The sequence below is a fragment of the Mycobacterium xenopi genome (genome assembly GCF_009936235.1).
In the GTDB taxonomy this organism is placed as follows: Bacteria; Actinomycetota; Actinomycetes; order Mycobacteriales; family Mycobacteriaceae; genus Mycobacterium; species Mycobacterium xenopi.
On sequence record NZ_AP022314.1, the window covers coordinates 401,624 to 417,223 of the forward strand.

At 67.3% G+C, this 15,600-nt stretch carries 13 protein-coding genes, 1 tRNA gene, 1 other RNA gene and 2 pseudogenes; 8 read left to right on the forward strand and 9 right to left on the reverse strand.

Going from position 1 to position 15,600, the window contains the following annotated elements:
* Positions 1 to 12 precede the first annotated feature (12 nt).
* Positions 13 to 783, reverse strand: a complete 771-nt coding sequence (locus tag MYXE_RS01565) for a hypothetical protein (protein WP_085196048.1) — start codon at positions 781 to 783, stop codon at positions 13 to 15.
* Between the two features lie 87 nt (positions 784 to 870).
* Positions 871 to 956: transfer RNA gene (locus tag MYXE_RS01570), tRNA-Ser, on the reverse strand.
* Positions 957 to 1,009: 53 nt separating this feature from the next.
* Between MYXE_RS01570 and ffs the strand changes: the two genes are divergently transcribed.
* The 3 genes from ffs (at position 1,010) to MYXE_RS01585 (ending at position 4,175) form a co-directional block, all read left to right on the forward strand.
* Positions 1,010 to 1,106: signal recognition particle sRNA small type (ffs, locus tag MYXE_RS01575), an RNA gene on the forward strand.
* A 68-nt stretch (positions 1,107 to 1,174) separates the two neighbouring features.
* Entirely contained in the window at positions 1,175 to 2,473 is a 1,299-nt protein-coding gene (locus MYXE_RS01580; protein ID WP_085196046.1) for an aminotransferase class I/II-fold pyridoxal phosphate-dependent enzyme, read from the forward strand.
* A 10-nt stretch (positions 2,474 to 2,483) separates the two neighbouring features.
* Complete coding sequence (locus tag MYXE_RS01585; RefSeq protein ID WP_085196060.1) at positions 2,484 to 4,175, forward strand: DNA polymerase III subunits gamma/tau; 1,692 nt, start codon at positions 2,484 to 2,486, stop codon at positions 4,173 to 4,175.
* Positions 4,176 to 4,179: 4 nt separating this feature from the next.
* Here MYXE_RS01585 and MYXE_RS01590 read toward each other — a convergent pair whose 3' ends face one another.
* Both MYXE_RS01590 and MYXE_RS01595 read right to left on the reverse strand, forming a co-directional pair.
* The gene (locus MYXE_RS01590) at positions 4,180 to 5,490 is read right to left on the reverse strand and encodes a class I SAM-dependent methyltransferase (protein ID WP_085196044.1); all 1,311 of its coding nucleotides are present in this window, start codon (positions 5,488 to 5,490) and stop codon (positions 4,180 to 4,182) included.
* On the reverse strand, positions 5,487 to 6,866 hold the full coding sequence (locus MYXE_RS01595; protein ID WP_178031417.1) for an FAD-binding oxidoreductase: 1,380 nt from the start codon (positions 6,864 to 6,866) through the stop codon (positions 5,487 to 5,489). The genes MYXE_RS01590 and MYXE_RS01595 overlap by 4 nt, the downstream gene beginning before the upstream one ends.
* 80 nt (positions 6,867 to 6,946) lie before the next feature.
* Between MYXE_RS01595 and MYXE_RS01600 the strand changes: the two genes are divergently transcribed.
* Entirely contained in the window at positions 6,947 to 7,384 is a 438-nt protein-coding gene (locus tag MYXE_RS01600; protein ID WP_003921560.1) for an SRPBCC family protein, read from the forward strand.
* 22 nt (positions 7,385 to 7,406) lie between these two features.
* Here MYXE_RS01600 and MYXE_RS01605 read toward each other — a convergent pair whose 3' ends face one another.
* On the reverse strand, positions 7,407 to 7,637 hold the full coding sequence (locus MYXE_RS01605) for an MbtH family protein (RefSeq protein WP_003921561.1): 231 nt from the start codon (positions 7,635 to 7,637) through the stop codon (positions 7,407 to 7,409).
* A gap of 154 nt (positions 7,638 to 7,791) precedes the next feature.
* Positions 7,792 to 8,553, reverse strand: a complete 762-nt coding sequence (locus tag MYXE_RS01610) for an Rv3717 family N-acetylmuramoyl-L-alanine amidase (RefSeq protein WP_085196040.1) — start codon at positions 8,551 to 8,553, stop codon at positions 7,792 to 7,794.
* A gap of 98 nt (positions 8,554 to 8,651) precedes the next feature.
* Here MYXE_RS01610 and MYXE_RS01615 point away from each other — a divergent pair, with 98 nt between their 5' ends.
* From MYXE_RS01615 to MYXE_RS01625, 3 genes and pseudogenes are all read left to right on the forward strand, one after another.
* Positions 8,652 to 8,987, forward strand: coding sequence for a YbaB/EbfC family nucleoid-associated protein (locus MYXE_RS01615; RefSeq protein WP_085196038.1), 336 nt, complete (start codon positions 8,652 to 8,654; stop codon positions 8,985 to 8,987).
* A gap of 1 nt (position 8,988) precedes the next feature.
* A complete protein-coding gene (gene recR, locus MYXE_RS01620) occupies positions 8,989 to 9,600 on the forward strand; it encodes a recombination mediator RecR (RefSeq protein WP_085196036.1) in 612 nt (203 codons plus the stop codon).
* 106 nt (positions 9,601 to 9,706) lie between these two features.
* A pseudogene (locus MYXE_RS01625) lies at positions 9,707 to 10,551 on the forward strand (endonuclease domain-containing protein).
* Here MYXE_RS01625 and MYXE_RS01630 read toward each other — a convergent pair.
* Together MYXE_RS01630 and MYXE_RS01635 are read right to left on the reverse strand one after the other, a co-directional pair.
* On the reverse strand, positions 10,548 to 11,261 hold the full coding sequence (locus MYXE_RS01630) for a type 1 glutamine amidotransferase (RefSeq protein WP_003921566.1): 714 nt from the start codon (positions 11,259 to 11,261) through the stop codon (positions 10,548 to 10,550). The pseudogene MYXE_RS01625 and the gene MYXE_RS01630 sit on opposite strands and share 4 nt — an antisense overlap.
* Positions 11,254 to 12,482, reverse strand: a pseudogene (locus MYXE_RS01635) (MurT ligase domain-containing protein). Before MYXE_RS01635 ends, MYXE_RS01630 begins: the two are co-directional and overlap by 8 nt.
* A 102-nt stretch (positions 12,483 to 12,584) precedes the next feature.
* Between MYXE_RS01635 and MYXE_RS01640 the strand changes: the two are divergent.
* Positions 12,585 to 13,574: a DEDDh family exonuclease gene (locus MYXE_RS01640; RefSeq protein WP_085196030.1), complete on the forward strand. Its 990-nt coding sequence runs from the start codon at positions 12,585 to 12,587 to the stop codon at positions 13,572 to 13,574.
* A gap of 6 nt (positions 13,575 to 13,580) precedes the next feature.
* On the opposite strand, the gene leuA is transcribed toward MYXE_RS01640, so the two are convergent.
* Complete coding sequence (leuA, locus tag MYXE_RS01645) at positions 13,581 to 15,401, reverse strand: 2-isopropylmalate synthase (protein WP_003921569.1); 1,821 nt, start codon at positions 15,399 to 15,401, stop codon at positions 13,581 to 13,583.
* Positions 15,402 to 15,600: the final 199 nt, after the last annotated feature.

A 15,600-nucleotide genomic window follows, 5' to 3' on the forward strand; every position in this document is an offset into this window, starting at 1 on the left:
TGCGGAGCCGGCCTACTTGTCTTCGACCGCGACGCCGCCGCGGGAGCGCCGACGCCGCCGCAGCGACGACTTGCCGGTCGGGCGGCGATTGCGCAATCCGGCTGGCGGTGCCCCGGTTGCGACGGTGTCCTCGGCGCTGGGCAGTTCCTCCTGCGCGGGCTCGGGCTTGTCGGCTGGCGGCCCGGGCTCCTCGGCGGCCTCGGCGGTTTCTGCTTCGGCTGCCTCGGCTTCGGGTTCCTCGGGTGCAGCCTCGGCCTCGCCGGGCTCGGCACCTTCGGCTTCCGTGTCGGCTATGCGGCGTTTCTTGCGACGAAGGCGGCGCCTGGGTTGCTTGGCCTTGCGCGGCTTGGGCGGCGGTGGCGGCAGCTCAGCGACAAACGACAGGTAGAAGGAGAAAATGCCCAGCAACGCGATTGCGGCCGCGGCCCCGTAGATCCCGAACAACCACTGCCCGCCGGTGTCCAGGCTCAACCAGATTTCGCTGATCGCCGCGCCGACGACAAGCACCCCGGCCAGCACCTGCGCCCCGATCGACCAGACGCGCAACGACAGCGCCAGCTGCGGGGTGCCGTATTCGGGCTTGCGGGTCCGCAACAGCGTAAACACCACCGGAAGCGCGCCCAGCCCGATCAGCCCACCACAACCGATGCGTCCCGCCGTCCCGAGCGCGTGCGGCAATTCGCCCATGAGCTCATACCAGCGGGGTATCGCGAAGAAGAAGTAGAGGGCGCCGGCGGCGATCCACGACAGCGCGTGCCACACGATAGCGACCTTGCGCCCCATAGCCCTCCTCAAGCCTCATCGATGTGAACTCGGTCCAAGGGCGGCCAAACGCTGACCATCTCGCCTGGCCGCACCTTGGACCGCGCGCGGAGGATGCGGGATTTGAACCCGCGAGGGCTGTTAACCCAACCCGCGTTCCAGGCGAGCGCCATAGGCCACTAGGCGAATCCTCCTCGGTCATGGTAGCTGGCTGGCGCCAGCTGCCCCGGCAACGGTACTAGACTCGCGGTGGACCCCGCGCGGCGTCTATCCTGTGAACTCCCCCAGGGCCGGAAGGCAGCAAGGGTCAACGGGCTCTGGCGGGTGCGCGGGGTCCCCCAGGTCGGTGGCGGCCGCGGTCCGACCGGGTATCGATCCCACTTGCTCCACGGCGTGCGACGGTGAAAGGCGTATGGTGTCGCTGCATTCCCTCAGGCGTGACGAGCTGGCGGCCCTGCACGCCCGTCACCAGCAGCAGTATGCGGGCCTGCAGTCCAAGAAGCTGGCCCTAGATCTCACGCGTGGCAAACCATCGAGCGAGCAGCTCGACCTGTCCAATGCGCTGCTGAGCCTGCCCGGCGAAGACTACTGCGACGAGGACGGCACCGACACCCGCAACTACGGCGGACAGCACGGTCTGCCGGGGCTGCGCGCGATTTTCGGTGAGCTGCTTGGCATCCCGGTGCCGAATCTGATCGCTGGCAACAACTCCAGCCTCGAGATGATGCACGACGTCATCGTTTTCTCGATGTTGCACGGCGGCGTGGATTCGCCGCGACCCTGGAAAGACGAACCGACGGTCAAGTTCCTCTGTCCGGTCCCCGGCTACGACCGGCACTTCGCGATCAACGAGAGCCTGGGCATCGAGATGATCTCGATCCCGATGCGCGACGACGGGCCCGACGTCGACCTGATCGAGGAGCTCGTCGCCGTCGACCCCACCATCAAGGGCATGTGGGCGGTGCCGGTGTTCTCCAACCCCACCGGGGTCACCTACTCGTGGGAGACTGCACGCCGCCTAGTCCAGATGCGCACGGCGGCAAACGATTTCCGGTTGTTCTGGGATAACGCTTACGCGCTGCACACGTTGACGCTGGACTTTGTCCGACAGATCGACGTGCTGGGACTGGCCGCGACAGCCGGCAACCCCAACCGGCCCTATGTCTTCGCGTCCACTTCCAAGATCACTTTCGCCGGTGCCGGCGTCAGCTTCTTCGGCGGCTCGCTGGGCAATATCGCCTGGTATTTGCAGTATGCGGGCAAGAAGTCGATCGGCCCGGACAAGGTCAACCAGCTGCGCCATTTGCGCTTTTTCGGCGACGCCGACGGGGTGCGCCTGCAGATGCTGCGGCACCAGCAGATCCTGGCGCCGAAGTTCGCGTTGGCCCTGGAAATTCTCGACAAACGGCTGCGTGATTCCCAGATCGCGTCTTGGACCGAGCCCAAAGGCGGGTATTTCATCAGCCTCGACGTGCTCCCCGGCACGGCGCGTCGCACGGTGGCGCTGGCCAAGGACGCCGGCATCGCCGTCACCGAGGCCGGCGCGTCGTTCCCGTACCGAAAAGACCCCGACGACAAGAACATTCGGATCGCGCCGACGTTCCCGCCGATGGCAGACCTGCGCGATGCGATCGACGGGTTGGCCACGTGCGCGCTGCTGGCTGCCACCGAGTCCCTGCTGGCCCGCGCCGGCGTCGGAGCGCGTCGGTAGCCTGCTGACCGTGGCCCTCTACCGCAAGTACCGACCGGCAACGTTTGCCGAAGTGGTGGGGCAGGAGCATGTCACCGAGCCGCTGTCCGCCGCCCTTGGCGCGGGCCGGATTCACCACGCCTACCTATTCTCGGGGCCGCGCGGCTGCGGCAAGACCTCGTGTGCGCGGATCCTGGCCCGCTCGTTGAACTGCGCTCAGGGACCCACATCGAGCCCCTGCGGGGTGTGCGAGTCCTGCGTCGCGCTGGCACCCAATGGTCCGGGCAGCATCGACGTGGTCGAGCTCGACGCCGCCAGCCACGGCGGCGTCGACGACACCCGCGAGCTGCGAGACCGGGCTTTCTACGCACCGGCCCAGTCACGCTACCGCGTCTTCATCGTCGACGAAGCTCACATGGTGACCACCGCGGGGTTCAACGCGCTGCTCAAGATCGTCGAGGAGCCGCCCGAACACCTCATCTTCGTCTTCGCCACCACCGAGCCGGAAAAGGTGCTGCCGACCATCCGATCGCGTACCCATCACTATCCGTTCCGGCTGCTGCCGCCGCGCACCATGCGGGCTTTGCTCGAGCGCATCTGTCAGCAGGAGAGTGTGACGATCGACGACGCGGTCTACCCGCTGCTGATCCGGGCCGGCGGCGGTTCGCCCCGGGACACCTTGTCGGTGCTCGACCAGTTGCTGGCCGGCGCCGAGGGCGATCGGGTCACCTACCAGCGGGCGTTGGGATTGCTCGGTGCGACCGACATCGCCCTGATCGACGAGGCCGTCGATGCGCTGGCCGCCGACGACGCCGCGGCGCTGTTCGGCGCGGTCGAATCGGTGATCGACGCCGGCCACGATCCGCGCCGGTTCACCACCGACCTGTTGGAGCGGTTCCGGGATCTCATTGTGCTGCAATCGGTTCCCGATGCCGCCGCCCGCGGCGTGGTGGACGCGCCGGAAGACGTGCTGGACCGGATGCGTGATCAAGCGGCCCGGATCGGGACGGCCACACTGACCCGGTACGCCGAGGTGGTGCAGGCCGGGCTGGGGGAGATGCGCGGAGCGACGGCACCGCGGCTGCTGCTGGAAGTGATCTGTGCGCGGATGCTGTTGCCGTCAGCCAGCGATACCGAATCGGCGTTGCTGCAACGCCTCGAGCGCATCGAGAACCGGCTGAAGCTGTCGGTTCCGGCCGACGACGCGGCGAAGCGGTCTGGGCTGGCGAACAAGGCGAGCGAGCCGGCGCGCAAGCCACCAGCGCCGGTGCAGCCAACGGCACCGGCCAGCCCGAGCGAGCCCGGGGCCGCTGCGGTACGGACCATGTGGCCGACGGTGCGCGACAAGGTGCGGCAACGCAGCCGCACCACCGAGGTGATGCTGGCCGGGGCCACCGTGCGGGCGGTCGAGGGCAACACGTTGGTGTTGAGCCACGAATCGGCACCGCTGGCCAAACGACTTTGCGAGCAGCGCAACGCCGACGTCATCGCCGAGGCGCTCAAAGACGCCCTGGGCGTCGAGTGGCGGGTGCGCTGCGAGACCGGCGCGCCGGCACCGGCTGACGCGGCTGTTGCGGGGGTGGATCCGGCTCAGCGGGCCGAAGAGGACAGCATGATGGCCGAGGCCGGCCGCGAGGGTCCGTCGGAACGCCGCGATCCGGAAGAGGCCGCACTCGAACTGCTGCAGAACGAACTGGGCGCCCGGCGCATCGACAACGGGTGAAATTTTAGGGCTGCCACCAGGGCCGCAGCGGCAGGCCGCCGTCGTGGCCATGCTTGTCGGGCTTGACCGCCAGCACGTGGTGTAGCTGAATCTTGTTCTGCTCGAAGCCGACTCGTGAAGCAGCCATGTACAGGCCCCAGATCTTTGCGGTGGGCAGGCCGACTTCGGCGACCGCGTCGTCCCAGTGCTCCACGAGGTTGCGGCACCAGTCGCGCAGCGTCAGCGCGTAGTGATTGCGGAAATTCTCGTTGTGCAGCACCTCGAAGCCGACCTCTTGGATCTCGGTGATGATGCGGCCGGATCCGGTCAGTTCACCGTCGGGGAATACATAGCGGTCGGTGAACCCACCTGCTCGGAACGTGGACCGGTTGGAGGGCCGGGTGATGCAGTGGTTGAGCAGCAAGCCGCCGGTGCGCAGCTTTTGTTTGAGGAAGCGGAAATACGACGGGTAGTTCTTGACGCCGATGTGCTCGGTCAGCCCAATCGAGGAGACCGCGTCGAAGCCGATCTCGGGGACATCACGGTAGTCGGAGTGGCGCACCTCGGCCAGGTCGTCAAGGCCCTCTTCCGCGATCTTTTGCTGCGCCCACTTGGCCTGCTCGGCCGACAGCGTGGCGCCGATGGCGCGCACCCCGCGACGGGCAGCATAGCGGACCATGCCTCCCCAGCCGCAGCCGACGTCGAGCAGGCGGTCACCGGGTTGCAGGCGCAGCTTGTCGAAGATCAGCCGGTACTTGTTTTCCTGCGCTTCCTCCAGGGTCGCGTCCGGGTGCGGGTACACCGCGCAGGTGTACGTCATCGACGGCCCGAGCACCCATTCGTAGAAGGTGTTGGAGACGTCGTAGTGGTGATGGATGGCTTCGGCGTCGCGGGTTTTGCTGTGCCGCAAGCCCTCGGCGATCCGACGCCAGCGGGGCAGCGCCTCCTGGGGCGGTGGTGCGACGGGCACCAGGCGCTCGACTCCGATGGAACGCACGATGTTGGCCAGCAGCAGCGGCGAGGGCCGTTTGAAGTCGAGTCTTTCCGCCAACGCTTTGAGCAACTCGTACGGGTCACCGGGATGCACGCCACGCGGTTCCAGATCACCCGAGACGTAGGCGCGGGCCAGCCCGAGCTCGCCGGGTGCGGTGGCCAGATACGTAGTGCCCCTGGGGGTCAACAAATCCAGGCCCAGTACGGCGTCGTCGGGCCCTGCGGTGCTGCCGTCGTAGGCGCTGAACTTCAGCGGCTGCTGCCCGCCCTCGGTGAGAATCGCCAGGATCTGAGCCAGGCTCATCTTGCCGGCAGTCGGGGCATGTTCTTTGGTTGTCGTCATCGTCGCTGCACCGCCTTCGCATAGAGGTCGAGAAGACGCGAATCCGGGTCGTAGGTCTTCTTTACCGTCTTATAGGTTTCGCCGCCGTAGAGTTCGTCGAATTCCTCACGGGTGTAGTAGGAGTCGGAGTACAGCGACTTGTGTCCGTCGAGCTCGCCGACCTTGGCCTCGATCAACCGGTTCGTGGCACCCTCGGTCGCGCCCGCCGGCACCGACGACCAGAAGCCGACGTTGACATAGGTGCGGCCCGGCCGGATCGGATACAGCGGCCAGCCGTCCTGGTCGCGTAACCGCAACGGGCACAGCCAGATCGGCGTGATCGGAACGTTATCGAGGAACCACGTTAGGAACTCCTCGGTCCGCTCGATCGGGACCTCGACGTCTTGCACCACCCGTTCGCGCGGCGGACGACCCTTGCGCTTTTCCATCCGGTCGGCGATGCCGAACCGCTGGTCGAGGGACACCAGCTTCCAGTACACGCTGCTGCGCCGGTAACGCCGGGGCCAAAAACGCCTGATCCGCGGATTCTGCGCGCCGAATGACCTTGAGCACCAGAACCAATCGGTGTCCCAACGCCAGAAGTAGTCGAGGATCGTCAACCGGTCTTCCTTGATACCGGTGTCGTGCTGGATTGAGCGATAGTAGATCTGCTGTCCGGTGTAGTCGCTGACCGGGCCCGGGGTGGTGGTCCGCACGCCGACGCACAGGTAGCTCTCGTCGGCGCTGAACACCACACCGTCGAGGTAATCGACTGGGACACCGTCGAATCCGCCGGTGTCGACGATGCGGTCCATGGCCGCCACCATGTCGGCCAGCGAATGAAATCGAACGTGACGCAGTGCCACGAACGGCTTGACGGCCTCCAACTCGATGCGCAGCCTGGTCGAATAGCCAAGCGTCCCGTACGAATTGGGAAATGCTCGGTAAAGATCGGCGTGTTGGTGCGGTGACACCGTGAGCAATTCGCCGGCGCCGGTGAGGATGTCCATCTCCAGCACCGACTCGTGCGGCAGGCCGTTGCGGAACGAGGCCGACTCGATACCCAATCCGGTGACCGCCCCGCCCAGCGTGATGGTCTTCAGTTGCGGCACCACCAGCGGCGACAGGCCGTACGGCAGGGTGGCCGCCACCAGGTCTTCGTAGGTGCACATGCCGGCCACGTCGGCGGTACGGGCATCGGGATCGACCCAGATGACGTCGGTCAGCCCGGAAGTGTCGAGGCCGGGAGCGTCGCGTTTGGCACGCGCACGAAACAGATTCGAGGTGGGCTTGGCGAGCCGGACGGACGCCGTCGCGGGTATGGAGCGATAGCTCGCCAACAACCGCTCGACGCCCGCCCTGTGAGCCTCCAGTGCGGCTTCGGGAACAGGCACCACATATACCCTAGTCCCCGACAGCTGCCATCGCAGCGTAGACGCGCGATGCCAGCACATCCACAGTAGAGGAGTCTTGTCTGATGGGACAGATCAGCGCCGCCAGCACCGTTTTGATCAATGCCAAGCCGGAAGCGGTCCTCGCCGCCGTCGCCGACTACCAAAACGTCCGCCCGAAAATCCTGTCCTCGCACTACCGCGACTACCAAGTGCTGCAAGGCGGCCAAGGCCAAGGCACGGTTGCCAAGTGGAAGCTACAGGCCACCAAGTCCCGGGTGCGCGAGGTGCAAGCCAGCGTCGACGTCGCCGGTCACGCCGTTATCGAAAAAGACGCCAACTCGTCGATGGTCACCAACTGGACGGTCGCCCCGGCAGGACCCGGCTCCAGCGTCACCGTCAAGACCACCTGGACCGGGGCGGGCGGGCTCAAGGGCGTCTTCGAGAAGACGTTCGCCCCGTTGGGCCTGAAGAAGATCCAGGCCGAGGTGCTCGCCAACCTGAAGAAGGAACTGGAAAGCTAGACCCTCGGCCCACGACGTTCGTTCAGTTCTCCGAAGCCTGCTGTTGGGCCAGCCTGTCGCGCAAGCTCTTGGGCCGGATGTCGGGCCAGTTCGCTTCGATGTAGTCCAGGCACGAGGCGCGGTCGGCTTCGCCGTAAACCACCCGCCAGCCGGCCGGAACTTCGGCGAAGGTTGGCCACAGGCTGTGTTGCTCCTCGTCGTTGACTAGGACGAAGAAGCGGCCATTTTCGTCGTCGAACGGATTGATGCTCACCGGTCCTCCAGACCATCTAGTCGAGATGACTCGAACAGTCCTACCCCCGTACTGACAACCTGTACTGGAGGCCACTTAAACGCCGGGACAGAATAACCGACCCGTCGACTGGCCGCGAGCAAGATGACCGCCTTAAGTTTCGGGCCGGGGGCGTTCAGCCAGCCTGGGGCTGGCTGGCGAGGAAGCCCGCGATGCCCTTGACGACGGCGTCGGCGTATTTTTGCCTGCCCTCCGGGGATTCCATCAGCGCCGAGTCCGCCGGGTTTTTCATGTTGCCCAACTCGACGAGCACCGCCGGATACTGTGCCAGGTTCAGGCCGGCAAGGTCCGCACGGCCGTAGAGTCCGTTGTGGCCGATGTAGTTGGCCGGCGGAATGCCCGAGTTCTGCAGTTGGTCGCGCATGATCCGGGCGAACTGCACCGACGGGCCCGCCTGGACCTGGTTGAGGGGTGGCGCCGAGTAGTTGACGTGGAACCCGCGCCCGGTGGGCGGACCGCCGTCGGCGTGGATGCTGACGATGGCGTTGGGGTGCAAGGCGTTGGCCATCTCCGCGCGCTGGTCGACGCAGGGCCCCACCTCGGTGTCGTTTCCCCGTGACATCGCGGTTCGCGCCCCCAGCGCATTGAGCGCGGCGCGGATCCGCAGCGTGGTGTCCCAGGTGAACGTGTGCTCCTGGTAGCCGCTGTTGGTCGAGGTTCCGCTGGCCTGGCAATCCTTGGTGCCGCCGCGGCCGTTGGAGACCTGACGATTGATCGACGCGTCGTTGGCGCCGTTGTGGCCCGGGTCGAGGAACACGATCATGCCGGCGATGTTGGCCGGGATCGCGGGCGCGGTCGGGACCGTCGGCGTCGACACGGCGACGAGCACGCCGGCGCCGATCGCGAGCCCGACACGCAGGCAAACTCGTATGCGCACCGCGCCACGGTAGCTCGCGGCCGTCTAGGCTGAAAGTTTCGAACCGCGCGGCAGCGGCAGGCGAAACCAAGTCGAGATCAGAACGCAAGGGGACTGTCATGCAACCTGGAGGCCAGCCCGACATGTCGGCGTTGCTTGCCCAGGCGCAGCAGATGCAGCAACAGTTGATGGAAGCCCAGCAACAGCTCGCCAACTCCGAGGTGCGCGGTCAGGCCGGCGGCGGCCTGGTGCAGGTCACGGTGAAAGGCAGCGGCGAGGTGGTGGCGGTGACCATCGACCCCAAGGTCGTCGACCCCAACGACGTCGAGACCCTGCAAGACCTGATCGTCGGCGCGCTGGCCGATGCTTCCAAGCAGGTCACCACGATGGCGCAGCAAAAGCTGGGGCCGCTGGCCGGGGGCATGGGCAGCGCGCTGGGTTTACCGGAGATCTGACTTGTTCGAGGGGCCAGTCCAGGATCTGATCGACGAGCTCGGCAAGCTGCCGGGCATCGGGCCCAAAAGCGCGCAGCGCATCGCCTTTTACCTGTTGTCGGTCGAGCCGGCCGACATCGACCGGCTGACCGCGGTGCTGACCAAGGTGCGCGACGGCGTACGGTTCTGCGCGGTGTGCGGCAACGTGTCCGACGACGAGCGCTGCCGGATCTGCGCCGACCCGCGCCGCGACGCGTCTTTGGTGTGCGTTGTCGAGGAGCCGAAGGACGTCCAGGCCGTCGAGCGCACCCGCGAATTCCGCGGCCGCTACCACGTGTTGGGCGGGGCGCTCGATCCGCTGTCCGGCATCGGGCCCGAGCAGCTGCGGATCCGCGAGCTGCTGAATCGCGTCGGTGAACGCGTCGACGGCGTCGAGGTCACCGAGGTGATCATCGCCACCGACCCGAACACCGAAGGCGAGGCCACCGCCACCTACCTCATGCGGGTTCTGCGCGACATTCCCGGGCTCACCGTGACACGGATCGCCTCCGGCCTACCGATGGGCGGCGACCTGGAATTCGCCGACGAGCTGACCCTGGGCCGCGCTTTGCTCGGCCGGCGCGCCATGGCGTGATCTTCGCCGTTGCGTCGAGCCTGTAACTAGCGAGCGGTTTACTCGCACTTCTGCTCGCTAGTTACAGGCTCGGTGCGGTGTCGGTGGCCGTTGCCAGCATGTCGTCATGCGCACGGTGTTTCTGGGCAGCGAAGCCCTGGCGCAGGGCAAACTTACGGAGCACGAGCTGCGCCGATGGCACCACGCGATCTTTCGCGACGTGTACGTGCCGTCACGTCATCAGCTGACGCTTCGTGACCGGATCGAGGGCGCATGGCTGTGGTCGCGGCGCAGGGCTGTCATCGCGGGTGTCGCGGCCTCCGCGCTGCACGGCGCAAGGTGGATCGACGACGACATCCCGATCGAGGTGGTCTGGAACTGCACACGCCCGCCGGCCGGGGTGATCGCCCGCGACGAGACGCTCAGCGACGATGAGGTAGCCCGGGTTGCCGGGTTGCCCGTCACCAGCGTCGCGCGCACCGCATACGACCTGGGCCGCCATTTGCCGCGGCAGCGGGCAGTGGCTCGGCTGGACGCGCTCATGCACGCGACGCCGTTCTCGGTCGAGGACGTGCTGCTGCTGGCCACGCGCCACCGGGGGCACGGGGTTTGCGCACGTTGCGTGCGGTGCTGCCGGTTGTCGACGGCGGCGCCGAGTCGCCGAGGGAAACCTGGCTGCGGCTGCTGTTGATCGACGCCGGCTTGCCCACCCCGACCACCCAAATACCCGTGCTCGACGGCTACCGGCCGGTGGCATTCGTCGACATGGGCTGGGCCAACTACAAGGTGGCGGTCGAGTACGACGGCGACCACCATCGACATGACCGCCGCCACTACGTCAAAGACCAGCGACGCCTGCGAAAACTCGCGGCGATGGGGTGGATCGTCGTTCGGGTGATCGCCGAGGATAGCCGCGAAGACGTCATCCGGCGGGTGCGCGGCGCGCTGCTCGCCAGAGGCTGGCGGCCTTAAGCTCGGGCGGCCCGGAGGCGCTCGCGGCGCAGCAACTCCACTTCGGGCAAGTCCAGCGGCGCCAGCTCGCCGACGACCCGGCTGAGCAGCAGGTCGGCGAGCTCGGGGTTGCGGGCCAGGCACGGCCCGTGCATGTAGGTGGCGACGACGCTGCCCTGCACCGCGCCGTCGAACCCGTCGCCCGCGCGGTTGCCCGCACCCTTTTTCACCGCGCCCAGCGGCGCGGCCGCGGCCCCGAGCACTGTGCCGCCGCGGTGGTTTTCAAAGCCGGTCAACGGCGCCGTCAACCCGTCCAACAAGGGCGCGCTGACCAGTTCGCCGATGGTCCGTTTGGCCTGCGGCGAGGTGGTCACGTCGAGCAGGCCCACCCCGTCGACGCGTTCACCCGCCGACGTCTCATACCAGTGCCCGAGCACCTGGATGGCCGCGCAGATCGCCAACACCGGCGCTCCCCGGGCCGCCGCGCGCTGCAGCCCCGGATGTTTGACCAGATGGCGGGTCGCCAGCCGCTGCGCATAGTCTTCCGCCCCGCCGAGCGTGTAGATGTCCAAGCTCTCCGGCACAGCGTCGGCCAGCGTGATCTCGACGATCTCCGCGTCGATGCCGCGCATCCGCAGCCGCTGCCGCAGCACGACCGCGTTGCCGCCGTCGCCATAGGTGCCCATCACGTCGGGCAGCACCAGCCCGATCCGCACACTCGAGTCAGCCATGCCGGGCCAGCTTCCGCTGCAGTTGCAGGAATGCGGTGTAGTTGGCCAGCACCTCGACATGTCCGGGCGGGCAAGACGCGATGGCCGCGGTGGTGTCGTGGACCAGCGTGTGCTCCACCCCCGCATACCCCAGCCGTACCGCCAAGTCGGTGGCCCGCTCACCGGCTGCCACCACAGCGACGCCTTCGAGCTGCTCGAAGCGCACATCCCACAGCCAGGACAGGTCCTCGCCGTCGGGCACCTGCCCGTTGACCGCGATGACCAGGCCAGCCGTCCTATCCACCATCGACAGGGCTTCCTGCCATCCGGCCGGGTTTTTGGCCAGCAGCATCCGCACGGTGTGGTTGCCCACGCGCACGGTGCGATAGCGCCCGGCGACCTCGTCGACCCCGCACACCGCTGCCACCGCGGCCGTCGGATCGGCGCCCAACGCGACGGCGGCTGCGACGGCTTGGGCGGCGTTGCCCCGGTTCACCGCGCCGGGCAGGCTCAGCCGCATCGGTATGGCCAGCCCGTTGGGCCCATACAGGGTGTCGTCGTCGTACCACCAGTGGGGGCTGGGCCGTTTGAAGTCGGTGCCGGTGGAATACCAGTGCGCCTTGTCGCGCACGATCACCTCGCCGCTGCGCGGGCAGCTGACCGAGTCGGCGGCCCAGGCGCCGCCGGCGGCCACCCACACCACGTTGGGGTTCTCGTAGGCCGCTGAGGTCATCAGCACGTCGTCGCAGTTGGCGACCACCACCGTCTTCGGGTGGCGGGCCAAGCCGACGCGCAGCGTGCGTTCGATGACGTTGATCTCGCCGACCCGGTCCAGCTGGTCGCGGGACAGGTTGAGCAGAACGACGACCGCGGCGTCGACGGCATCCACGACGTGCGGGACGTGCATTTCGTCGACTTCCAGGGCCGCCAGCTCGGCGTCGCGGTCAGCGGCCAGCGCGGCGATCAGCCCGGCGTCCATGTTGGCGCCCTCGGTGTTGGTGGCCACCCGGCCGCCAAGCGTGCCCAACGCTGCCGCGGTCATCCGGGTGGTGGTCGACTTGCCGTTGGTGCCGGTGACGATGACCGTGCGTCGGCCCGCGCCCAGCTGGCGCAGGATCGAGCGGTCCAGGGTCATCGCGACCAGCCCGCCGATCATCGCGCCGCCCCGCGGCCGGTCGCGCGCGACGCCCAACGGGCGCCCGCGCCGACGGCGAGCGCGAGACGGCCGCGGGTGGTGATCACATTCGGGAGTCTAGGGCGCAGCGGGTCGCCGTCATCGACTCGAGACGGCGACACGACCCGCAGCGACCCGGCGATGTCGGTTCAGCGTGCCATCCTCCATTTATGGCGACAATCTGGGGCCGACCGGCCACCGAGCCCGGTGCAGGATGGGCCGTCGTCGACGTCGAAACCTCGGGTTTCAGACCCGGGCCCGCGCGGATCATCAGCCTGGCTGTGCTGGCACTCGACGCCGACGGCCGCGTGGAGCAGTCGGTGGTCAGCCTGCTCAACCCGGGAGTAGATCCCGGTCCCACCCATGTGCACGGCCTGACCGCCGCCATGCTTGAAGACCAGCCGCAGTTCGCGGACATCGTCGACGACGTGGTCAAACTGCTCGACGGCCGCACGCTGGTCGCCCACAACGTGGCGTTCGACTACGCCTTCCTTGCCGCCGAAGCCGAATTCGCCGACGCCGAGCTTCCCGTCGACACGGTCATGTGCACGGTCGAGTTGGCTCGCCGGCTCGACCTCGGGGTGGACAATCTGCGGCTGGAGACGCTTGCCGCGCACTGGGGCGTGGCACAGCAGCGGCCGCACGACGCTTTCGACGACGCGCTGGTGCTGAGCCGGGTGCTGCCCGCGGCTTTGGAGCGGGCCCGTCAACGCGATGTGTGGCTGCCCGTGCGTCCGGTCACCCGCCGCCGCTGGCCGAACGGCCGGGTCACCCACGACGAGCTGCGACCACTGAAGATGCTGGCGTCGCGGATGCCCTGCCCCTACCTCAATCCGGGGCCGTATGTTCGGGGCCGGCCGCTGGTCCAGGGCATGCGGGTGGCGTTGGCCGCCGAATGCAGTCGCACCCACGAAGAACTGGTCGAGCGGATCCTGCACGCCGGGCTGGCCTACAGCGATGCGGTGGACCGGGACACTTCGCTGGTGGTCTGCAACGATCCGCGCCCCGAACACGGCAAGGGCTACCTGGCGCGCGAACTTGGCGTGCCGGTGCTCTCCGATGCGGTGTTCCTCGACCGTGTACGCGAAGTCCTCGGCGGCACGGTCATCGAGGAATTCAGCGACCCCGCCCGGGTCGACGAGCAGTTCGTCTTGTTTTGACGGACGTCAGTTCCGCGCTGCGCGGTTCACCGCCGAGACGACCGCGCGAAGCGACGCGGTGGTGATCGACGACGCGATGCCCACGCCCCACACCGTGCGCCCATCCACCGACGCTTCGACATAGGCGGCGGCCTGGGCTTCCTCCCCGGCGGACATCGCGTGTTCGGAGTAGTCCAGCACGTGGACATAAAAGCCGATGTGGCTCAGCGCATCGACGAACGCGGCGACCGGGCCGTTGCCGGCGCCGCTGATGTGTGTTTCGACCCCGTCGACCTTGACGACGGCCTCGATGCGGTCGGTGCCGCCGTCGACTTCAGAGGCGATCACCCGCTGGCGGATCCGCTCCAGCGGGCGCACCGGGGCCAGATACTCCTCGGCGAAGGCTTCCCACATCTCTTTCGGTGAGACCTCACCCCCTTCGCCGTCGGCGATCTTCTGGATCACCTGGCTGAATTCGATTTGCAGCCGACGCGGCAGGACCAGGCCGTGGTCGGTCTTCATGATGTAGGCGACCCCGCCCTTGCCGGACTGTGAGTTGACCCGGATCACGGCCTCGTAGGTGCGGCCCACGTCGCGCGGGTCGATCGGCAAGTACGGCACCTGCCACAGCATGTCCTCGACGTCGGAGCCGGCGGCGTCGGCGTCGATCTTCATCTGATCCAGGCCCTTGTTGATCGCGTCCTGGTGGCTGCCGGAGAACGCGGTGTACACCAAATCGCCGCCGTAGGGATGCCTTTCGTGCACCGGCAGCTGGTTGCAGTACTCGACGGTGCGCCTGATCTCGTCGATGTTGGAGAAATCGATCTGCGGGTCAACGCCACGGGAAAACAGGTTCAGCCCCAGCGTCACCAGGCAGACGTTGCCGGTGCGCTCGCCGTTACCGAACAGGCAGCCCTCGATGCGGTCGGCACCCGCCTGATAGCCCAATTCGGCTGCGGCAACGGCAGTTCCGCGGTCGTTATGCGGGTGCAGGCTCAAGATGACCGAGTCCCGCCGGGCCAAATGACGGCTCATCCACTCGATCGAGTCGGCGTAGACGTTGGGCGTTGCCATTTCGACGGTGGCCGGCAAGTTGAAGATGATCGGGTTGTCCGGCGTGGGCTGGATGACGTCGCCGACGGCGTCGCACACCTGCTTGGCGTATTCCAGTTCGGTGCCGGTGTAGGACTCTGGCGAGTATTCGAATCGCCATTGCGTGCCAGGGTATTTGGCGGCCTCGTCGAGGCATTTGCGCGCGCCTTGGACCGCGATCTCCTGCACGGCGGCCCGGTCGGCTTTGAAAACCACCCGGCGCTGCAGGATTGACGTCGAGTTGTAGAAATGCACGATCGCCCGGGGCGCGCCCGCGCACGCGGTGAAGGTGCGTTCGATTAGCTCCGGGCGGCACTGGGTCAGCACCTGGATGGTGACGTCGTCAGGGATGGCGTCCTGTTCGATGATCTCGCGGATGAAGTCGAAGTCGGTCTGGCTGGCCGACGGGAACCCCACCTCGATCTCCTTGTAACCCATGCGCACCAGCAGGTCGAACATGCGCCGCTTGCGGGCCGGGCTCATGGGGTCGATCAGCGCTTGGTTGCCGTCGCGCAGGTCGACCGCACACCACATCGGCGCTTTGGTGATGACGCGGTCGGGCCAGGTGCGGTCGGGCAGGCTGATCGGCTCCACTTCCTCGGCGAACGGCCGATATCGATTGATCGGCATCGACGACCCGCGCTGGGTGTTCCAGGCGGGCTGACCGGGATTGGGTGGGCCGGCGGGTTTGGTGATGGCGCGTATTGACGAGAACGCGTCGGGTGAGGCGGCCGAGGGCCGGGAAAAGCTTGTCACGGTGGTTGCTCCGGTTTTGAAAGGGGGATCTCAGACCGGCGCATCGCAAACGCCCGCGACGGGAGGCCGGTCTAGATCAGACCCCGTCGCGGCGTCCGAGAAGGAGCACCCGCTGCACGCAATGCACTGTACTCCCGCTCTACCCGCAGGCCAAAATGCGGGCTGCGCGACCCGCATCGGCGCTGGGGCGGCCACGTAT

Excerpts from the sequence above, each read along its gene's own strand:
- MYXE_RS01630 (WP_003921566.1), bottom strand. The coding sequence starts at position 11,261 with ATGGCTGACTCGAGTGTGCGGATCGGGCTGGTGCTGCCCGACGTGATG.
- MYXE_RS01600 (WP_003921560.1), top strand. The coding sequence starts at position 6,947 with ATGGGACAGATCAGCGCCGCCAGCACCGTTTTGATCAATGCCAAGCCG.
- MYXE_RS01615 (WP_085196038.1), top strand. The coding sequence starts at position 8,652 with ATGCAACCTGGAGGCCAGCCCGACATGTCGGCGTTGCTTGCCCAGGCG.
- MYXE_RS01640 (WP_085196030.1), top strand. The coding sequence starts at position 12,585 with ATGGCGACAATCTGGGGCCGACCGGCCACCGAGCCCGGTGCAGGATGG.
- MYXE_RS01565 (WP_085196048.1), bottom strand. The coding sequence starts at position 783 with ATGGGGCGCAAGGTCGCTATCGTGTGGCACGCGCTGTCGTGGATCGCC.
- MYXE_RS01580 (WP_085196046.1), top strand. The coding sequence starts at position 1,175 with ATGGTGTCGCTGCATTCCCTCAGGCGTGACGAGCTGGCGGCCCTGCAC.
- MYXE_RS01590 (WP_085196044.1), bottom strand. The coding sequence starts at position 5,490 with ATGACGACAACCAAAGAACATGCCCCGACTGCCGGCAAGATGAGCCTG.